The organism is Bacteroides sp. ZJ-18 (genome assembly GCF_011038705.2).
Lineage (GTDB): Bacteria > Bacteroidota > Bacteroidia > Bacteroidales > Bacteroidaceae > Bacteroides > Bacteroides hominis.
This window is the reverse complement of record NZ_CP072198.1, coordinates 2,230,903-2,250,384: the sequence shown is the minus strand read 5'-3', so window position 1 is coordinate 2,250,384 and position 19,482 is coordinate 2,230,903. Positions and strand designations below refer to the sequence as shown.

Genomic DNA, 19,482 nt, shown 5'->3' with positions numbered 1-19,482 from the left:
TGAATCAAAGAAAAGAATATGAAATATATCGGAGCACATGTCAGTGCATCAGGAGGCGTTGAGTTCGCTCCTGTCAATGCACACGAAATCGGGGCCAATGCATTTGCCCTCTTTACTAAAAATCAACGCCAGTGGGTCAGTAAGCCACTAACCGAAGATAGTATCCGTCTCTTCAAAGAAAATTGTGAGAAATTCGGCTTCGCCCCCGAATACATTCTCCCGCACGATAGTTACCTGATAAACCTGGGACATCCCGAAGAAGAGGGACTGTCCAAAAGCCGGGCTGCCTTCCTTGACGAAATGCAACGTTGCGAACAATTGGGACTGAAACTGCTGAACTTCCATCCCGGCAGCCACCTCAACAAGATACCGGTGGAAGAATGTCTGGATCGGATCTCAGAAAGCATCAATCTGACTTTGGAAAAGACCCAAGGAGTAACTGCCGTTATTGAAAATACTGCCGGACAAGGAAGCAACCTGGGAAATGAATTCTGGCAGCTGAAGTACATCATCGACCGCGTGGAGGATAAAAGCCGTGTAGGGGTTTGTCTGGACACCTGCCACACTTTTACAGCCGGTTATGACTTTCTGAATGATTATGATAATGTCTTCGGAGAATTCGGTGAAGTAGTCGGATTTGAATATCTGCGGGGGATGCACCTCAATGATTCCAAAAAAGAATTAGGTAGTCGAGTAGATCGCCACGACAGCATCGGTAAGGGATTAATTGGTTTCGCTTTCTTTGAGAAACTAATGAAAGATCCCCGTTTCGACAATATGCCATTAATTCTGGAGACCATTGACGAAACACTGTGGCCCGAAGAAATAGCCTGGCTGAGAGAACAAGCTCAATAGATATTGGCCATACTTACCAAAGGTTCGTATAATTTTTCAATATCTTGTGCATCCATCTCGATCTGCACCTGGTCCCCCGGAACAAGTTTTTGCTTTGCCGGGGGTATATCTTTCCGATCACGGTGTATATTGATAATCTCACAACGTTCCGGCAATAGTAATTCGCTTACCGTCTTTCCATCAAAATACGAACCACTCATCACTTCGACAGAAAGAGTATAGCGCTTCTCCTCCTGAAAGTCAGGAGAACTGATCATGTCATCATAAAGTGTCACATTAAACGGCTGGATCTGCAACATCTCCGTAAAATAGTAGGTCAGCCCTCCCACAACAATGGAGGGGTAGAAAACCTCCAGATGTCCGGTGATCTCGGTAATCAAAACGATTGCTGTCAAAGGAGTCCGGATCACCGCAACCAAAAAAGCAGACATACATATCAGCATGACATAGCTGATATTTTCGTATCCGATAATGCCCTGACGTACCAGAATCAAAGCAACGATCTGCCCGATCAGTCCCCCGGTAACCAGAGTGGGAATAAAACTTCCTCCCGGCAATCCGGAAGAAAACGAAAGCACACTAAAAACAAAATGCAAAATCATCATACCTACAATCCACATAATATGGGTGTCAGCATGCATCGCCTGCTCCAATAAAAATTGTTCACCTCCACCGGTCAGATTCACTTCCGTGAGTGATATTAAATAAGCAATAAACAACAAATAGAGCATCTTCACATAAGCCGGATGCTTGATGGCCGGATAAAGTCGCTTAAACCAAACTGTAATAACCGAATAAATCTTACCGGATACGGAAATTACCGCAGCCAGCAATAAGAACAATTTGACTTGTGAAGAAAAAACCAGTCCGGGAGAAATAGCGTCAATCTGGAAATAAGGGTTAATGGGAAAGATCATACTCGCCACACCACCTGCCACCACTCCGGCGAGCAAAGTGGTTATGGCGGTCTTAGGTGCATCAAAACGTTCGATAGACTCAATGACCAATAACGAAGAAGCCAAGGGAGCGGCAAAAGCAGCAGCCAATCCGGCACCTGCACCGGCGGCAAGCAGTTGTTTTCGTTCACCGGCAAGCACCCTTCCCCATTTAGACACCAGACAACCGATATAAGAGCCGATCTGCACGGAGGGCCCCTCACGTCCCAAAGACAAACCGGCACTCAACGCCAACACTCCTCCCACAAACTTAGATACTAACTCTATAAAAGGATGCTTGTAGGAGATACGTCCGTTAATCACTCCACGGGTTTGAGGAATCCCCCCACCGGTGATCAACGGCATCTTTTTCACCAGCCACATCACAAATAAGAGGATACCCCATAAAGACAAAAAGATAGGAATATGCCAATACCAATGTGGCTGTGAATCAAAAAAGTTTCTACGGGTATTAAAAAAGAATTGTAACAGATAGTGATAGGGTACAGCAACAAGCCCTGTCAACAATCCCACGAATATACTGACAAAATAAAGACGGGCATCTATCAATTTCAGCTTCCATACCCGCCATTTCCTCATATCCTCTAAATCACCTGATTTTCCAAACATATCTCCGTCCGTTATACCGTTGCAGAGTACAACAATCCGGAGATTGCTTGGTTTCACCGGAATAGTTAAAATTAGTTCAAACAAATAAAGGCCGCCACAAGCACTCGTCTTGCAGCGGCCTTCTATATGTAGACCTATTGTTTAGAACTTACTTACTTCACTTCCTCAAAGTCAGCATCCTGAACGTTATCGTCTTGTTTGCCGTTATTTTGTCCAGCATTAGCCTGACCTGCGTTCATATCCGGACCAGCCTGTGCACCACCTTGCGCACCGCTCTGAGCGTACATTTCAGCACTTGCAGCCTGGAATGCAGTATTCAGTTCGGCCATAGCGCTATCGATAGTTGCCATATCCTGAGCCTTGTGAGCATCTTTCAGTTTCTGAAGAGCTGTTTCGATCGGAGCTTTCTTATCTGCCGGCAACTTATCACCCAGTTCCTTCAACTGAGTTTCAGTCTGGAAGATTAAACTGTCAGCCTGATTCAACTTGTCGATCTTCTCACGCTCTTTCTTATCTGCTTCTGCATTAGCCTCAGCTTCTGCTTTCATCTTTTCGATCTCTTCTTTGCTCAAACCGCTGGAAGCCTCGATACGGATAGCCTGTTCCTTACCGGTAGCTTTATCTTTAGCAGATACTTTCAAGATACCGTTGGCGTCAATATCAAATGTAACCTCGATCTGAGGAACACCACGGCGTGCCGGAGCAATGCCAGTCAGGTTGAACTGACCGATTGATTTATTCTGTGCAGCCATAGGACGCTCACCTTGCAAAACATGGATGGTAACCTCGGTCTGATTGTCGGCAGCAGTAGAGAATGTTTCGCTCTTACGTGCAGGAATCGTAGTATTAGCGTCAATCAATTTAGTCATCACACCACCCAGAGTTTCGATACCCATTGACAACGGAGTTACATCCAACAATACCACACCTTTGATTTCGTCAGTCAGTACAGCACCTTGAACAGCGGCACCTACAGCTACTACCTCATCCGGATTAACACCCTTTGAAGGAGTTTTACCGAAGAAATCTTCAACCAACTTCTGTACAGCCGGAATACGTGAAGAACCACCTACAAGAATTACTTCATCAATATCTGAGTTACTCAAACCAGCATCTTGCATTGCTTTCTTACAAGGTTCAAGACAAGCCTGAATCAGATTGTGAGCCAAAGATTCAAATTTAGCACGAGTCAGAGTCTTAACCAAGTGCTTAGGTACACCACCTACCGGCATGATATACGGCAAGTTGATTTCAGTACTTGTAGAAGAAGACAGCTCAATTTTAGCTTTTTCAGCTGCTTCTTTCAAACGCTGCATAGCCATCGGATCCTGAGTCAGGTCAGCACCTTCGTCATTCTTAAATTCCTGAACCAACCAGTCGATAATTACCTGGTCAAAGTCATCACCACCCAAGTGAGTATCACCGTTTGTAGAAAGTACTTCAAATACGCCACCGCCGAATTCCAGAATAGAGATATCGAATGTACCACCACCTAAGTCGAATACGGCAATCTTCATATCTTTGTGAGCCTTGTCGAGACCATAAGCCAACGCAGCTGCTGTCGGTTCGTTTACAATACGTTTCACTTCCAGACCGGCAATCTGTCCGGCTTCTTTTGTGGCCTGACGCTGTGAGTCAGAAAAATATGCAGGAACAGTGATTACTGCTTCTGTTACTTCTTGTCCCAGATAATCCTCAGCTGTCTTCTTCATCTTCTGCAGAATCATTGCTGAAATTTCCTGCGGAGTATATAAGCGTCCGTCTATATCTACACGCGGAGTATTATTATCACCCTTCACCACTTTATAAGGTACACGTGCGATTTCTTTCTGCACCTGATCCCAATTTTCACCCATAAAACGTTTGATAGAGAAAACTGTACGGGTAGGATTCGTGATAGCCTGACGTTTTGCAGGATCACCCACTTTACGTTCGCCACCGTCTACAAATGCTACAATGGAGGGAGTTGTACGTTTACCCTCACTATTTGCTATTACTACAGGTTCGTTTCCTTCAAATACAGAAACACAAGAGTTTGTAGTTCCTAAGTCAATACCAATAATTTTTCCCATGATCGTTATTCTTTTATTTATTATTATTTCAGTTTCTTTTGTCCGGTTATTCCCGCACCCCCTTCAGGAGTTTGTCTCAAACGGACGACTATAAAAAAACAAACCTTGTGCCAAAAGGTTGAGTAAGATCGAAAGTGACAGAATTCTGACAGAAAGTCAGATTTTGACATTTTCATGTCACCCAAAGGATGAAAAAAAGTCAAAGTTACAGGGAAATAAAATAATAATTCCCCGCCCTGAAATGGACGAGGAATTATCGTTGAGATGAAAAAAGAGAAAGTAATATCTAAAGTCTTTCAATCCACTCTCCAGGTATGGTTATGCGAAAACATCCCATAGTATGAAAACGGATTATTATCCGTATTTCTGTTTCCGAAGTATCGAGTTCGCCCACCAGTCCATTTAAAGAACCTCCGGTGACACGAACCATAGGAGCCGGTTCCGGACAATCAGGTATCCACTCCACAGCAGTATCTATATGAGAAAACAATAATTGATAACTGTTCACCTGCCATTCCGGTATCCGATATTCCCATATATTTTGAGGAATAATTAATCCTTGTATTCCGGACAACTGCAAAACATCAGATTCTGAAGCCCAGATAAGAATGCAACGAGTTATCTGTGGTAACAATGTTTCCTTGGGACGGCCCTGCCATTGATAAGTAATTTTCCGCAATGGAAGATAATTCCGTACTTTTCGTTGATCCAGTTCTTGTTTTACACGTTGCTCTGCCCGCGAAGCTGTAAAAGCAAGATACCAATGACATGACTGTTTCTCCGCCATTTCGGGCTTTTCATTTATATTCATCTATCTCTTATTTTGTTAAACTCACCATAGAAGCAACCATTGCAGCAATAGAAGCCATGGAACTACTCATGCCTACTGCTCCGGACACAGTAGCTTTTTTCCGTTCTTCTTTAGTGGGAACGATTATTTCACACCCGGGCTCAATGGCATTTGCCGTATTGTGTCTTAATCGGGAAACAGTGCCATTCATATATACAACATAGGCACGTCGCTTCAAGGCCCGGTTGCCAAAGCCGCCGGCTTGACCTATATAATAATCAATTCCACTTCCTTTTTGATAAAGAACCGTATTGGGATACATCACAGCTCCGGTAATGGTCACAGTACTGACATATTTAGGAATAAAAAGTACATCTCCCTCACGCAACACCAAATCTTCATCGGACTTTGGTTTTGCTAATGCTTTTTCAAGTTCAATACCTACTGAATAAGTATGATCGACTTCCAGAGCAGCCAAAGATACCGAATCTTTTCCGGTTCCCTTAACAGCAAACCGGACTGCATCTTGTTTTTGCCGGATTTCATCAGCTGTCATCCTACGCATCAGGCGTGCACCTTTTACATAGGCATCTTTCGACAATCCTCCGGCCTTAGCTATCAGATCACTCAACCGTTCATTCCTTTTAGTCAGCGCATAGTTGCCTGTGAATATTACTTCTCCATCAACCGTCACATTCGCCTGTTTCTGATAGCCCGGGCTTCTACGTATAAAAACCATATCATAAGGTTCCAATTCAAACACCCTCTTTGCTCCTATCAATAGGCCATTCTCCAATTCAACCGTAAAACTTTTCCCTATTACAGAAGAGGAAGAGGTGCTTTTAGCATCTTTAATACGCCGCGATACATCGATACGAACCGTTGAAGCTGATTCCAACAGACCACCGGCTTTTAAAATCAGATCCTGGATAGTCATATTTTTAGCAAAAGGAAAATATCCCGGATTTGCCACATCGCCATAGATAGCCAATGTTCCTTCCTTTTCCAGTTCCCGGATACTCGATATATAAAGTACATCATTTTTCTGAAGGGGTAAATCCGGAATAATACCTTCCATCAATTTCCTTAAATCAACAGGAATCATTTCATGTGACAGGTCCTCACGCTCTCGCTTAAGCAACGCTCTATTAAGAAAAGCATCCCCACGAAGCCCTTCGGCCTGACAAATCAGTTGTTTTATAGTTCCTGTCAAACTGTCCAGTTGATACATACCGGCACGATATACTGCCCCACGAACTTCCACTTTATTAGAGAAACGATCTAATACCGCCTCTACGGAAACTTCATCATCATCAGTCAGAATAAAGTTTTCATAATCCACTTTATCTACATTATATATTTGCTTCTCTCTTCCGCTACGACGCAATAAACGAACCGTATTCCGATAAGCATCCCCTGTAAAGCCGCCTGCATAGTTGATTAAGGTAGCCAGAGACTCTCCCTGTTTCATCTCATAAATCATCGGTCGTTTCACTTTTCCTGAAATACCGACCAGATTCTCATAAGGAGAGACCAGAATCACATCTCCTTCCGACAAACGGATATCATCTGCCAGTTTTCCCTCCATTATATATTTATATACATCCACATCAGCTACCTTTTCACCGTTCCGCACGACTTGAATCGTACGCAAGCTGCCAATTCGATTGACCCCTCCAGCCCGATACAAAGCATGAAACACTGATGCAAAAGCAGATAACCGATAGGTACCGGGAACTTCAACCTCCCCCATGACATTGACCATAATGGAACGTATCTTTCCTAATGTCACCTTGATATGTACCGATTCTCCGGAGATAGCTGCATAGATTTTACTAAATTCACGCCGTAGATGCTGCTCGGCCTCCTGCATGTTCAGACCACTCAGGTAAATAGGACCGATGTTCTCCACCACAATACTTCCTTCGGGAGAGATAGTCTCTCTTACCGTATTTTCCGAAGTTCCCCATATATCAATTATCACTTCATCTCCCGGTCCTAACATGTAGTTTTCTGGAGTAGGAATATTCAGATTAGGTTCAAATGACAAGTTCCGACTTGCAAATATATTGCGTCCAAAAACCTGAGTTTGTTCGCTCTGTCCTACTACTTTTTGCAGCTCTTCCTGTTGAGCCCTTACCCATCCAATAAATAAAAGAAACAGTAAAAAGACTAATACTTTCTTGCCCATTTTCCTAAGTTATTCTATAAGATTATTTTTCTTCTTAAATCTCCGAAAATCATAAAGTATCCATATCAGACAAGCAAGCAGTCCTAATATTACACTTCCAAGAATCAATCCTAATAAAATCATAGTAGTTAGCTTTTAATATATTCTCAATAAAACACTCTTATTATCAACGTATTATATCTAAAAAAATGTGTTTTTAAACGTACGTTTAAAAACACATTAAAAACAAGTGATTCGTTAAAGGGAAAGATTTATAAAATCATAGAGATAAAATGAAAAGAAAAAGAACAGACATTGATTTGAGAATGAGGTTATTTCAATAACAATGAAAGTTAAAATGAAGTCTTTTTATTAAACACTTTGTGTATTTAAATATTAGCTTTATCTTTGTGAACAAATAAACGTACGTTTAAAAACACATTTTCATCGGCTTTCCCTTTGCTCGTATTTACGGCATTTTCCTTATTAGGCAGACCTATAATCCGGAATAATCCTGTATTTTTGCACCACGACTAATCAATATTTAAAGTATGATGAACCGATCTTCTTTTATTCTTTTTGTACTAATATCATTTCTGCTCACTGCTTGCAAAGAAAAGCAGAAAGCAACACTCACTGTCGAAGAAGGTGTTTCGGCCCCTCTTTCATATGCAGAAGGATTCGGAATAACACATTCTCCTGAATACACTACAGTAACAGTATATAATCCCTGGAAACCGGGAGAGACCTATGATATCTATTATCTTGTGAAAACCGAAGATCAGCCTGTCCCTGCCAACGGTCACAAAATAGTGATCCCACTAAAAAGTATTATGACCAACTCAGCTACTCATTTGGGGTTTCTTGAACTTCTGGGGGAATTGCATAAAGTGACAGGGGTGTGCAACTCGGCCTATATTTACAATCCTACCATTCTGCAAGGTGTCAAGGAGGGTAAAATAAAAGATTTGGGCGATGCTTTCAATCTGGACATAGAAAACTTACTTTTATTACACCCACAGGCCGTAATGACTTCTGCCTACAATACCGAAGACGAAAACAGCCGACGTATGAAACAAACGGGATTGCCGATCCTATATAATATTGAATGGCAAGAAAAATCTATTCTGGGACGTGCAGAATGGATTAAATTTGTCGGAGCCCTTTTTGACAAAGAAGCATTGGCTGACAGCATTTTCGGGCAAATAGCAAAACAATACAATGAAGTAAAAAAGAGTGCCGAGAAATTTTCATATGCGCCTTCTATACTTTCCGGGCAAGATTACAGGGGAACCTGGTCTATGCCGGGAGGAAGAAGCTATAGTGCACAACTCTTCCGCGATGCAGGTGCCAATTACTATTATGCCAACGACACAACAGCTTCCGGTAGTATATCCAGCAGTATTGAAGAAGCTCTGATACATTTCAACCAAGCTGACATATGGGTAGGCGTACAAGCCAATACTTTGGAAGAGTTGGGACGAATGGACTCGAAATACAAACTATTCAAATCATATAAAGACGGCAATGTATACCATATAAACAAGCGGGCAAATGCTACTGGTGGAAACGACTATTGGGAAAGTGGAGTAGCTCGTCCGGATCTATTATTGAGTGATATGATCAAGATCGTTCATCCGACACTATTGCCTGACTACGAGTTAACTTACATGGATAAATTAAGAAGTGAATGAAAAACTACCGGCTGTTTTTATTATTAATCATATTATTAGTCATTGCTTTCATGGCAGATATTGCTATTGGAAGCGTCAACCTCTCCATACGAGACGTATGGGATACACTTACCGGAGGCAGTGATAATCTTATCTATCGTGAAATTATCATCAATCACCGACTTCCCAAAGCATTAACAGCTATTTTAGCAGGAGCATCACTTTCTGTTGCCGGAGTATTGATGCAAACTCTGTTTCATAACCCACTGGCCGGTCCTGACGTATTGGGAGTAACTTCCGGCGCCAGCCTGGGAGTAGCCTTACTCACTTTAGGCACTTCTTCGCTTCCTTTATGGCTTATAGCAGGATGGGGGCAAGTGACAGCTGCTATCATTGGGGCTATAGGAGTTTTATTATTGGTAATAATCGTTTCTATCAAAATACCTCAGACTGTCTCTCTGTTAATCATAGGCATGATGTTCGGCAACTTTGCCGGTGCCATCGTCAGTATCCTGCAAAGTATGAGCAATCCGGATACTCTCAAGCTTTTTATTACCTGGACCTTTGGCAGCCTCTCTTCAGTGGGCTGGGAACAGATGAGTGTGATGGCCCCTGTCATTGCCTGTGGAATTCTGACTGCATTGCTCTTGCAAAAGCAACTCAATATTTTGTTGTTGGGAAAAAACTATGCCAACGGATTGGGAGTCTCTGTGATCAAATTACGCCTTTGGATTATTCTGGCCACTGCACTTTTGGCCGGAACTTCGACAGCTTTTACCGGTCCTATAGCCTTCATAGGCATCACCATGCCCCATGTAGCCAGAGGATTGTTTGGGAGCCCTAATCACCGTATTATTCTTCCGGGCTCCATACTGTGTGGTGCCATTACGCTGTTAATTTGCGACTTAATTTCTCAAATGCCCGGAATGCAGGGTACATTACCTATCAATGCAGTAACTGCTTTGTTTGGCTCTCCAGTAATCGTTTGGATCATATTCCGCAACTCATATCTAAAATAAGAAGAACCATTATTATACTAAACCTTAGTTAAAAGATACAGAGAAGGGTGTCCCACGTGGGACACCCTTCTCTGTATCTTTTAACTAAGGCACTACTATTTTTTCACTAATACCATTACTAATGTTCCGTCTGCGTTATACAAACCAATTCCACCACCAGACAATACATCAAATGATTTCACCTCATTGATAGCCTTCATCACTTTACTTTCTACCTCCATATCCGGACAAGCCATCATAGTAGAAATAACATTTGGGAAAGAAATAGAACGAGGATTTTCTTTATCAGTTTCAAATCCTCCATTAATCAGATTACATCCGGCATTTCCATGAATAGATTTCTTTTTAATGTCAAAACTGATAAAAGGCTGCTTCTCCATACCGGAAGGGATAGCCTCACCATTCACTTCCTCTATTTTCCATTCACCGTTCAGTGCAGACAACTTCACCGTAGATACTTTCTTCTGAAGGACAACCACCGGGCGACTGGAAGCATTACAAAGAGCCATGTTCTGTTTACCCAGTTTTTTATAACTCTTTACCTGTCCCAATGCATTCAGTACATTTTGTTCCGTTGTCATATCAGGACAAGCCATACGAGTACTTCCCAAACGACTCATATCAATAGTACCGGGTTTTGAATTTAGATCTATCGAACCCATCATACGATTACAGCCGCTGTTACCATATACTTTTCCAGTTGCTGTATCAAAACCGATAAACGGCAATTCCTGATTCTCTGCCGGAACAACAGCTGAACCGTTCACTTCAATAATGTTCCATTCACCATTTAAAGATGATAAAGAAGCGGTCTCTTTGGTTGAACCACAAGATGACATTGCGAATGCTGCACCTGCCATGCAAATTGAAAACAATACTTTTTTCATTGTTATACTATTTAAGTTAAATATTGGCGCAAATATAGATAAAAAATAATATAAAGTTGATACATTTGTCGAATTAAGATAAACAGAACAGACATACGAATAGTTCAACAAACAATATACAATCATGAAAAGACGTATCAGAACCTTATTACTCCTCCTCTTGACAGTCGCTTCGGCGGCAATTGCACAGAAAGATTATTCCGTACCCCTCGCTTTCCCCTTGGCTCCATCGGTTGATGAAGAAACGAATTTCATAACAACGTATTTTCCGATGAAACAATTATGTAAGTGGACACCTGGAATAAAATTTATGTTTGTTCCGGATAGTGGTGACGAATTCATCCCCATATTTTATTGTTACGAAAACGGGAAAGAAGTAGTTAACGACTTACTCAAAAATAAAACTGTAGAATATGTAGGATCAGAAGAAACAGAGCATGAAACATATATCGGTAAAATATATACTTCACGTTTCATTTTTGAATGTGAAGGTAAAAAATACTATTACGAAATGAAAGATACCAAACTAAACGATCTGTGTGATAAAGATCCTCGTGCCGGTATCAACGGGCTCGTCTACCTGCAAGATATAAATACTGCCAAAGAATTATTGATTGGAAAAACACTTTATACCCGGACTACCATAGTAAAAGTAGATGATGTCAGCAGTTACTCCGGATACAGAGAGGTCAGCATTCCCAAAGGCGAACCCGTGAAAGTTATGGCAATAAGTATTGGTAGCAAAGCTTTTCCTGTGAGAATTGTTTTTACTGACAGTAAAGGGAACACCTATTATATTGACGTAGCCATGTCCAGAACAAATTCCTGTATGGAACCTGAAGATTTTCAAGCAGAAAAAAGGATGAGCTACTTCCCCAACGCATTTTCTTTTACCAATCTGGACATTAAAGCCAAAGAGTCCATCCAATCTAAATATATCGGACAAGCCGTTTATCCCTTAAAAACAATACGAACAAAACAAGCAGATTTACTGCGTTATACTCCGTTACAAATCAAAGATGTGCAACCTGAAAAAACAGGAACGTCAGCTACACTCCTACTGGCAGATGTTTTGGGAACAACATACCGAATAAAAGTAGATTTGAGATATGACCCTATCCTTAGAAATGAAGATTTCATCGAAAATCTTTTTGAATTTGCCAACATACGAAAAAAATATCCGAACATTAGCGAAGCCAACTGGTTAATGCTTGCTAAAGGAGAAGTAAAACCGGGTATGACAACCGAGGAGTGTAAGTTGGCAATCGGCGAACCTATCGAAATCAGAGCCCGGACCGACTCTCGTTTTGAGACATGGTTATACAGAGGAAAAATACTGGAGTTTGAAAATGGTATCTTGCTTCGCGCCAAATAAAGAAACTTAAATCGGCGAATATTCTGAAATAATGCCGTATATTTGTTCCATCAACAATTCTTAAATTCTTAATTTAAAATTCTTAATTAAAGAAATGGGTAGAGTTCTTATTATCGGTGCAGGCGGTGTAGGTACCGTTGTAGCACACAAAGTGGCACAAAATGCCGATGTATTTACTGATATCATGATCGCCAGCCGCACGAAGTCAAAATGTGACGACATTGTGAAAGCCATCGGCAACCCCAGCATAAAAACAGCCCAAGTGGATGCTGATAATGTAGACGAACTGGTAGCACTATTCAACGACTTCAAACCGGAAATGGTTATTAACGTTGCTTTGCCTTATCAAGATCTGACTATCATGGAAGCCTGCCTGAAAGCAGGTGTAAACTACCTGGATACCGCTAATTATGAGCCTAAAGACGAAGCTCACTTTGAATATAGCTGGCAATGGGCTTATCACGAACGTTTCAAAGAGGCAGGTCTGACTGCTATCTTAGGTTGTGGATTCGACCCAGGGGTGAGTGGTATTTATACGGCATATGCTGCCAAACATTATTTCGATGAAATTCAATACCTGGATATAGTAGATTGTAATGCCGGAAATCATCACAAGGCTTTTGCTACAAACTTCAATCCGGAAATCAATATCCGTGAAATCACCCAAAACGGACGTTATTATGAAAACGGACAGTGGGTAACCACCGGACCCTTGGAAATTCATAAAGACTTGACTTATCCGAATATAGGTCCTCGTGACTCATACTTGTTATACCACGAAGAGTTAGAATCACTTGTAAAACACTTTCCAACTATCAAACGAGCACGTTTCTGGATGACATTCGGTCAGGAATATCTGACTCACCTACGTGTGATTCAGAACATCGGTATGGCCCGCATCGACGAAATCGATTACAACGGGCAAAAAATTGTTCCTTTGCAATTCTTGAAGGCCGTGCTACCTAATCCTCAAGATCTGGGTGAAAATTACGAAGGGGAAACCTCTATCGGTTGCCGCATCCGTGGCTTAAAAGATGGCAAAGAACGTACCTACTATGTATACAATAACTGTAGTCACGAAGCAGCATACAAAGAAACGGGTATGCAGGGAGTAAGCTATACCACAGGTGTCCCGGCCATGATTGGTGCCATGATGTTCTTCAAAGGCAAATGGAAGCGACCGGGTGTGAATAATGTGGAAGAGTTTAATCCGGATCCGTTCATGGAACAATTGAACAAACAAGGTCTGCCTTGGCACGAAGAATTCGACGGAAACCTGGAATTGTAATTAACATAATAATATGTCAATTGGCTATATGCCACCTTGTGGTAAGCTGATTGACATAATTTATACATTGGGAAAATCATCAAAGATGAATATAGGAGATAAAGCCCCTGAATTGCTGGGTATCAATGAAAAGGGAGAAGAGGTACGCCTCAGCAACTATAAAGGAAGAAAAATCGTCCTTTATTTCTACCCCAAAGATAGCACTTCCGGCTGTACGGCTCAGGCTTGCAGCCTGCGTGACAATTACGCAGAATTGCGTAAGGCCGGATACGAAGTGATCGGTGTTAGTGTAGACAATGAAAAGTCACATCAAAAATTTATTGAAAAGAATAATCTGCCATTTACCTTGATTGCCGATACTGATAAAAAATTAGTAGAGCAATTTGGAGTATGGGGAGAGAAAAAGCTATATGGCCGTGCCTATATGGGTACTTTACGCACTACTTTCCTGATCAATGAAGAAGGAGTCGTTGAACGAATCATCGGTCCGAAAGAGGTAAAGACCAAAGAACACGCTTCACAAATTTTATAAATCGATCATTATGGCAAAGAAAGAAGACGAGTTAAATTTTGAAACAGATAATAATAAAATGGCATCAAGCGAAAAATTAAAAGCCTTACAGGCTGCCATGGACAAGATAGAGAAAAGCTTCGGTAAAGGTTCTATCATGAAAATGGGTGAAGAAGTGGTAGAACAAGTAGAAGTAATTCCTACAGGTTCGATTGCACTGAATGCAGCATTAGGCGTAGGCGGTTATCCCCGCGGAAGAATAATTGAAATTTATGGTCCGGAATCATCCGGTAAAACCACACTGGCGATCCACGCCATTGCAGAAGCACAAAAAGCCGGTGGAATTGCCGCTTTCATTGATGCTGAACATGCCTTTGACCGTTTTTATGCGGCCAAGCTGGGAGTGGATGTAGATAATCTATTTATCTCTCAACCGGATAACGGAGAACAGGCACTGGAAATTGCAGAGCAATTGATCCGCTCTTCAGCCATCGACATCATCGTAGTAGACTCCGTAGCCGCCTTGACTCCGAAAGCAGAAATAGAAGGAGACATGGGCGACAATAAAGTAGGTTTGCAGGCTCGATTAATGTCTCAGGCATTACGCAAGTTAACATCAGCAGTGAGTAAAACCCGTACGACTTGTGTTTTCATCAACCAATTGCGTGAGAAAATCGGTGTAATGTTCGGTAATCCCGAAACAACAACCGGTGGCAATGCATTGAAGTTCTATGCTTCGGTACGTTTGGATATCCGCGGTTCACAACAAATAAAAGACGGTGAAGAAGTGATTGGTAAACAAACAAAGGTCAAGGTTGTGAAGAACAAAGTAGCCCCTCCTTTCCGTAAAGCAGAATTCGATATCATGTTTGGCGAAGGTATATCACATTCTGGAGAGATTATTGATCTGGGAGCCGATTTGGGAATCATCAAGAAAAGTGGTTCATGGTATAGCTATAACGACACGAAGCTGGGACAAGGTCGCGATGCAGCTAAACAGTGTATTGCCGATAATCCTGAACTCGCTGAAGAACTGGAAGGATTAATCTTCGAAAAATTGAGAGAACACAAATAACTCTAATCAATAGATAACGATTGGCTGTATTTCATTGAATGACAGCCAATCGTTTATCATATATCAATTCAGAGAATTCCGTTTTTCCAATGCCAACGGATAGTACTTATCCAGCAACATCGCCCACTCCGCTATAAGTTCAATTGGCATTCTCTGACCATTTTCATCACCAGACTCTGCAAATGTCCTTATCCGATCATCCAATGTAACCAAGCGCCGTATCTCTGGTTCCCTCTCACCTAATACCTCTACAATAATATCCAATTTCGTAATTTCACTTTCACTCATAGTATTTCATTTTAATTAAGTCATTAAAAGTACATCCTTTTCATCAAATATCTTCATATTACTTGCTCTTTTTTCTCTTTCTTTGTAACATAATTCGTCCCGTTACGTCTTACAAATATAAACATTGACAAAAACGAATCCATGGATGCTGAGAGTTTTAAAAAAGAGTTTCTGCCTTATCACCGCAAACTGTACCGTGTAGCTTACCGACTACTGGAGAATTCAGCCGATGCGGAGGATATAGTGCAAGAAGCCTACCTGAAGCTGTGGGATAAGCGGGAAGGACTGACTGTTATTAGTAATCCGGAAGCATTTAGTGTCACTTTGGTAAAGAATATGTGTTTTGATTTGCTCCGCTCAGGAAAGTACATATTGTCCCGACAAACCGTAGAACTGTCTGCCGTTCAGGATATTTCCCAGTCGGACAACCTGGAAGTACGCGAAGGCGCACGACAGGTAACAGATATCATAGCCCACTTACCCGAACAGCAGCAACGGATCATAAACATGCGCGATATCAAAGGCTGTTCTTACGAAGAGATAGAACAAGTTACCGGATTGAATTCTATTAATGTTCGTGTACTGCTATCACGAGCAAGGAAAAAGATACGTGAAGAATTTAATAAATGGAATAATTATGAAAGTCGAAGAAATTGAAAGGTTGCTCGCCAAGTTTTATGAGGGGACTACTACCGAGAGCCAGGAAGAGGCGCTGAGAGATTATTTCAGAACAACGGAAGTGCCCGAACATCTGCTGAAGGACAAAGAAATCTTTCTTAACCTTTACTTAAACGCAGATCATGATGTGGAAATTCCTGCATATTTGGAGGACAAACTAAACTTGTTGATTGATGAAATGGCCGAGAAAGAACAACGCTTCTTCCGCCCCAACAGTTCCAAGAACAATTGGCGCTGGATTGGAAGTATAGCAGCCACTATACTATTACTTGTCGGTCTTGGATATGGTATCGACAATCTGGGTAAAAATGTGTGTCCACCTACACCGCAAGACACGTTTTCTGACCCGGAAGAAGCCTACCGAATGTTTCAGGCGACATTACTGGAGATTTCCGTTAACCTGAACAATGGATTCAATGAAGTGAAGGAAAGCCAAATTGACATGAGAAGAATACATCAAGAAGTAAAAAACGAAATAAAAAAATAAACGGTTATGAAAACAATGAAATTTATTCTGGTTTGTGTGCTGCTATTATCACCTCTCTTTTGTCAGGCACAAAAGAATCTGTTCAACAAATACAACGACATGAAAGGGGTATCATCAGTTTACATCTCTAAAGCAATGATGGAACTAAATCCGAACTTATTTATGAAGGACCTTTATATAGGTAAGGTGGCAGAACACTTGAATTCTGTTCAGGTCCTTTCTACGCGTGATAATAAGATACGTGAAGAGATGGCTAAAGATATTCGTTCTTTGGTGCAGTCATCCAAATATGAACTATTGATGAAACAAAAAGGGACAACTTCCGGTTCAGAAATCTATGTAAATCGTAAAGGAAGTAAGATAAAAGAACTAATTATGGTAATGGACGGAGCATCTTCCCTAAAATTTGTATATATGGAAGGAGATATGACGACGGATGATATCAAAAAACTAATGTTGTATCAAAATACCAGTCAGTGCTTTATAATATCAGGAGATAGGCTCTATACCAATAATACACCTGTCATTTATGACAGCAAGAAAGATATAAGCAAACAAAAAGGTATGATAGAATTAAGCGGAACTTATAATTTGAACACTATAGATACAAATTATAGTGAAGAATTAAACGCTTTGAATGAGGAACTAAAAAACCTTGGGAAAGAACTAAAAAACATAAGTATAGAGTAAATGATATAGGATAGTTATTATATGTAAGAGGTACGATGTATTTAGACATCGTACCTCTTACATACAGTTCTGTTTATATTTAATCAGCACCAATAAATATATGCTAAAGTGCTCAGACTAATCACTGCCCACAAAAGTACTCCCTGTATCAAAGGTTTGATACCTACGGACTTCACAACATCCAATGAAAGAGAAGCCCCGATGAAAAACATAGTGATAGTTAAAGTCTTACGAGCCAATCCATTGATAGCTGCCCCCAATGCGGGCACACTACCCAACAAATAGGTATTCACAATCATAGCCAATACAAAGAAGAAGATAAACCAAGGAATGCTGATCTTCTGTCCTTTACTTTTAAAGATAAACGAAGTAGCAAATGCCATTGGAATAATCCAAAGGGCACGGGTCAATTTAATAGTAGTAGCAACTTTTAGTGCCTCCTCACCGTATGCAGCACCAGCACCTACCACAGAACTTGTATCATGAATAGCAATGGCAGCCCAAGTTCCGAACTCATGTTGACTCATATTTAAAGCATGTCCGATTACTGGAAAGATAAAAAGTGCAAGTGCGTTTAATATGAATATTGTAGCCAACGCTACAGACATTTCACTATCATTCGCCTTTACTACAGGACCTACAGCAGCAATGGCACTACCACCACAAATCGCCGTACCCGAACTGATAAGATAAGAGGTATTACGATCTACCTTCAAGAACTTACGACCAATAAACCACCCAATGATCAGTGTACCGATTACTGAAATAACAGTAAACTCCATTCCTTCTTTACCTGAAGCAAGTGCCGAATGCAAATTCATACCAAAACCTAATCCGACAACAGAGTATTGCAACAAATATTTGGATGTCTTTTTATTAAATTTCGGATGCGCCTGTCCACATGTCAATGCGAAAGCTAACCCAAGGAAGAGAGCTAATGGTGGAGTTACCCATGCAGAAAGTGCCTGCAATCCTGGAACATAATCCAACATTAGAAATAAAGTCAAAATAGAAAGTAAAGAAACATAGACCTTTTTATTGTTTGTCTGTAACGTTTTCGTAATAGCTGATACCATATCTTATTATCTTTTTTATTTTTCGGGTGCAAAGATACGGCTACTTATCGGTATATGCCAATTGCATCTAATTATGCTTTATAACTTTTTATTATGATGCATGGCAAACTGCATCAAAACCTGTGACAATCCACTCTCCTGCCCTTGGGGTTGGGCAAAACAGAATTCACGCAACATAGGCATGCCTTTGATTTCGATAACCCGGAAAGTACCGGAAAGTAATTCACGACTGATGGAACGGATAGAAACAATTCCCATACAATCTGTATGTTCCAGAAATAATTTGATACTCTCCGTACTACCCAAATATAAAAGCACATTCAAAGATGATAACTTTATATTATGTCCGGACAAAGCTCTTTCAAAAACATCCAACGTGCCCGAACCTCTCTCACGAAGCACAAGAGGAATTCTGGATAAATCTTCCGGAGTAATTTCATCCGGTAATGAGAGCTTATTACCTGTGTGGACAACAGCCACCAATTCATCCTGCAAAAACGTAGTATATTTAAGATTCGGCAAACGAGAAATTCCCTCCACTAAACCTAAGTCAATGCGGTGTTCCTGCAAAGCTGCTTCTATTTCTCTGGAATTCCCATTCAGCAAAGAAAGATTCACCTGAGGAAATTTTGCTATAAAATTAGCCAATAAAGGAGGAAGCACATATTGCGCAATTGTAGTACTGGCACCTAACTTTAAATCACCTATATATTCATTATGGAGTAAATGCATTTCATATTCCAGCCGTTTATAGTCCTCCAATATCTTTTCACTATGTTCTTGCAAAAGCTTCCCTGCCTCTGTCAAAGATATCTTATTCCCTTGCCTGTCAAACAAGCGGGCCTGATAGCAAGTTTCCAATTCCTGAATATGCTTGGTTATAGCAGGCTGACTGACAAACAACTCCTGTGACGCTTTCGTGAAACTAAGGTTCTTAGCAACACTTAAAAATACTTTTAGACGAAAATCAGACATAAATATAA

General features: G+C 41.0%; 18 protein-coding genes. 10 read left to right on the top strand and 8 right to left on the bottom strand.

Annotated elements, in window-relative coordinates:
- The first annotated feature begins 18 nt into the window (after window positions 1-18).
- Window positions 19-855, top strand: a complete 837-nt coding sequence (gene nfo, locus G7Y45_RS08885; protein WP_005809774.1) for a deoxyribonuclease IV — start codon at window positions 19-21, stop codon at window positions 853-855.
- Here nfo and G7Y45_RS08880 read toward each other — a convergent pair.
- The 4 genes from G7Y45_RS08880 to G7Y45_RS08865 all read right to left on the bottom strand — a co-directional run bounded on the left by G7Y45_RS08880 (window position 849) and on the right by G7Y45_RS08865 (window position 7,473).
- Window positions 849-2,420: a ClC family H(+)/Cl(-) exchange transporter gene (locus G7Y45_RS08880; protein ID WP_005775949.1), complete on the bottom strand. Its 1,572-nt coding sequence runs from the start codon at window positions 2,418-2,420 to the stop codon at window positions 849-851. The genes nfo and G7Y45_RS08880 overlap by 7 nt on opposite strands.
- A gap of 152 nt (window positions 2,421-2,572) precedes the next feature.
- Window positions 2,573-4,492: a molecular chaperone DnaK gene (dnaK, locus tag G7Y45_RS08875; protein WP_005775948.1), complete on the bottom strand. Its 1,920-nt coding sequence runs from the start codon at window positions 4,490-4,492 to the stop codon at window positions 2,573-2,575.
- A gap of 286 nt (window positions 4,493-4,778) precedes the next feature.
- Window positions 4,779-5,303: a UpxY family transcription antiterminator gene (locus tag G7Y45_RS08870; RefSeq protein WP_165016035.1), complete on the bottom strand. Its 525-nt coding sequence runs from the start codon at window positions 5,301-5,303 to the stop codon at window positions 4,779-4,781.
- A 7-nt stretch (window positions 5,304-5,310) separates the two neighbouring features.
- Entirely contained in the window at window positions 5,311-7,473 is a 2,163-nt protein-coding gene (locus tag G7Y45_RS08865) for an SLBB domain-containing protein (RefSeq protein ID WP_165016032.1), read from the bottom strand.
- Between the two features lie 533 nt (window positions 7,474-8,006).
- Between G7Y45_RS08865 and G7Y45_RS08860 the strand changes: the two genes are divergently transcribed.
- On the top strand, window positions 8,007-9,146 hold the full coding sequence (locus G7Y45_RS08860; RefSeq protein WP_032540898.1) for an ABC transporter substrate-binding protein: 1,140 nt from the start codon (window positions 8,007-8,009) through the stop codon (window positions 9,144-9,146).
- Window positions 9,143-10,144 carry an iron ABC transporter permease gene (locus G7Y45_RS08855; RefSeq protein ID WP_122330747.1) on the top strand — a complete coding sequence of 334 codons (1,002 nt, stop codon included), beginning with the start codon at window positions 9,143-9,145 and terminating at the stop codon, window positions 10,142-10,144. The genes G7Y45_RS08860 and G7Y45_RS08855 overlap by 4 nt, the downstream gene beginning before the upstream one ends.
- Before the next feature lie 95 nt (window positions 10,145-10,239).
- Here the strand turns inward: G7Y45_RS08855 and G7Y45_RS08850 are convergent, their stop codons facing one another.
- A complete protein-coding gene (locus tag G7Y45_RS08850; RefSeq protein ID WP_165016029.1) occupies window positions 10,240-11,031 on the bottom strand; it encodes an META domain-containing protein in 792 nt (263 codons plus the stop codon).
- 124 nt (window positions 11,032-11,155) lie between these two features.
- On the opposite strand from G7Y45_RS08850, the gene G7Y45_RS08845 reads away from it, so the two are divergent.
- From G7Y45_RS08845 to recA, 4 genes are all read left to right on the top strand, one after another.
- On the top strand, window positions 11,156-12,406 hold the full coding sequence (locus tag G7Y45_RS08845) for a hypothetical protein (protein WP_165016026.1): 1,251 nt from the start codon (window positions 11,156-11,158) through the stop codon (window positions 12,404-12,406).
- 94 nt (window positions 12,407-12,500) lie between these two features.
- Complete coding sequence (locus G7Y45_RS08840; RefSeq protein ID WP_165016023.1) at window positions 12,501-13,694, top strand: saccharopine dehydrogenase family protein; 1,194 nt, start codon at window positions 12,501-12,503, stop codon at window positions 13,692-13,694.
- Window positions 13,695-13,779: 85 nt separating this feature from the next.
- Window positions 13,780-14,226 (top strand): thioredoxin-dependent thiol peroxidase, encoded by a 447-nt coding sequence (gene bcp / locus G7Y45_RS08835; RefSeq protein ID WP_005775939.1) that lies wholly within the window; start codon window positions 13,780-13,782, stop codon window positions 14,224-14,226.
- 10 nt (window positions 14,227-14,236) lie between these two features.
- On the top strand, window positions 14,237-15,280 hold the full coding sequence (gene recA / locus G7Y45_RS08830; RefSeq protein ID WP_005775938.1) for a recombinase RecA: 1,044 nt from the start codon (window positions 14,237-14,239) through the stop codon (window positions 15,278-15,280).
- 63 nt (window positions 15,281-15,343) lie between these two features.
- On the opposite strand, the gene G7Y45_RS08825 is transcribed toward recA, so the two are convergent.
- Window positions 15,344-15,568: a hypothetical protein gene (locus G7Y45_RS08825; RefSeq protein WP_005809822.1), complete on the bottom strand. Its 225-nt coding sequence runs from the start codon at window positions 15,566-15,568 to the stop codon at window positions 15,344-15,346.
- A gap of 141 nt (window positions 15,569-15,709) precedes the next feature.
- Between G7Y45_RS08825 and G7Y45_RS08820 the strand changes: the two genes are divergently transcribed.
- Genes G7Y45_RS08820 through G7Y45_RS08810 form a run of 3 tightly spaced genes read left to right on the top strand, consistent with a single transcriptional unit; the run spans window position 15,710 to window position 17,423 of the window.
- Complete coding sequence (locus G7Y45_RS08820; protein WP_005775936.1) at window positions 15,710-16,225, top strand: RNA polymerase sigma factor; 516 nt, start codon at window positions 15,710-15,712, stop codon at window positions 16,223-16,225.
- On the top strand, window positions 16,206-16,733 hold the full coding sequence (locus G7Y45_RS08815) for a hypothetical protein (RefSeq protein ID WP_005775935.1): 528 nt from the start codon (window positions 16,206-16,208) through the stop codon (window positions 16,731-16,733). The genes G7Y45_RS08820 and G7Y45_RS08815 overlap by 20 nt, the downstream gene beginning before the upstream one ends.
- A 6-nt stretch (window positions 16,734-16,739) precedes the next feature.
- Window positions 16,740-17,423 (top strand): DUF4252 domain-containing protein, encoded by a 684-nt coding sequence (locus G7Y45_RS08810; RefSeq protein WP_165016020.1) that lies wholly within the window; start codon window positions 16,740-16,742, stop codon window positions 17,421-17,423.
- Between the two features lie 83 nt (window positions 17,424-17,506).
- On the opposite strand, the gene G7Y45_RS08805 is transcribed toward G7Y45_RS08810, so the two are convergent.
- Both G7Y45_RS08805 and G7Y45_RS08800 read right to left on the bottom strand, forming a co-directional pair.
- Window positions 17,507-18,499 carry a YeiH family protein gene (locus G7Y45_RS08805; RefSeq protein ID WP_005809826.1) on the bottom strand — a complete coding sequence of 331 codons (993 nt, stop codon included), beginning with the start codon at window positions 18,497-18,499 and terminating at the stop codon, window positions 17,507-17,509.
- A gap of 78 nt (window positions 18,500-18,577) precedes the next feature.
- Entirely contained in the window at window positions 18,578-19,474 is an 897-nt protein-coding gene (locus G7Y45_RS08800; protein WP_005775932.1) for a LysR substrate-binding domain-containing protein, read from the bottom strand.
- Window positions 19,475-19,482: the final 8 nt, after the last annotated feature.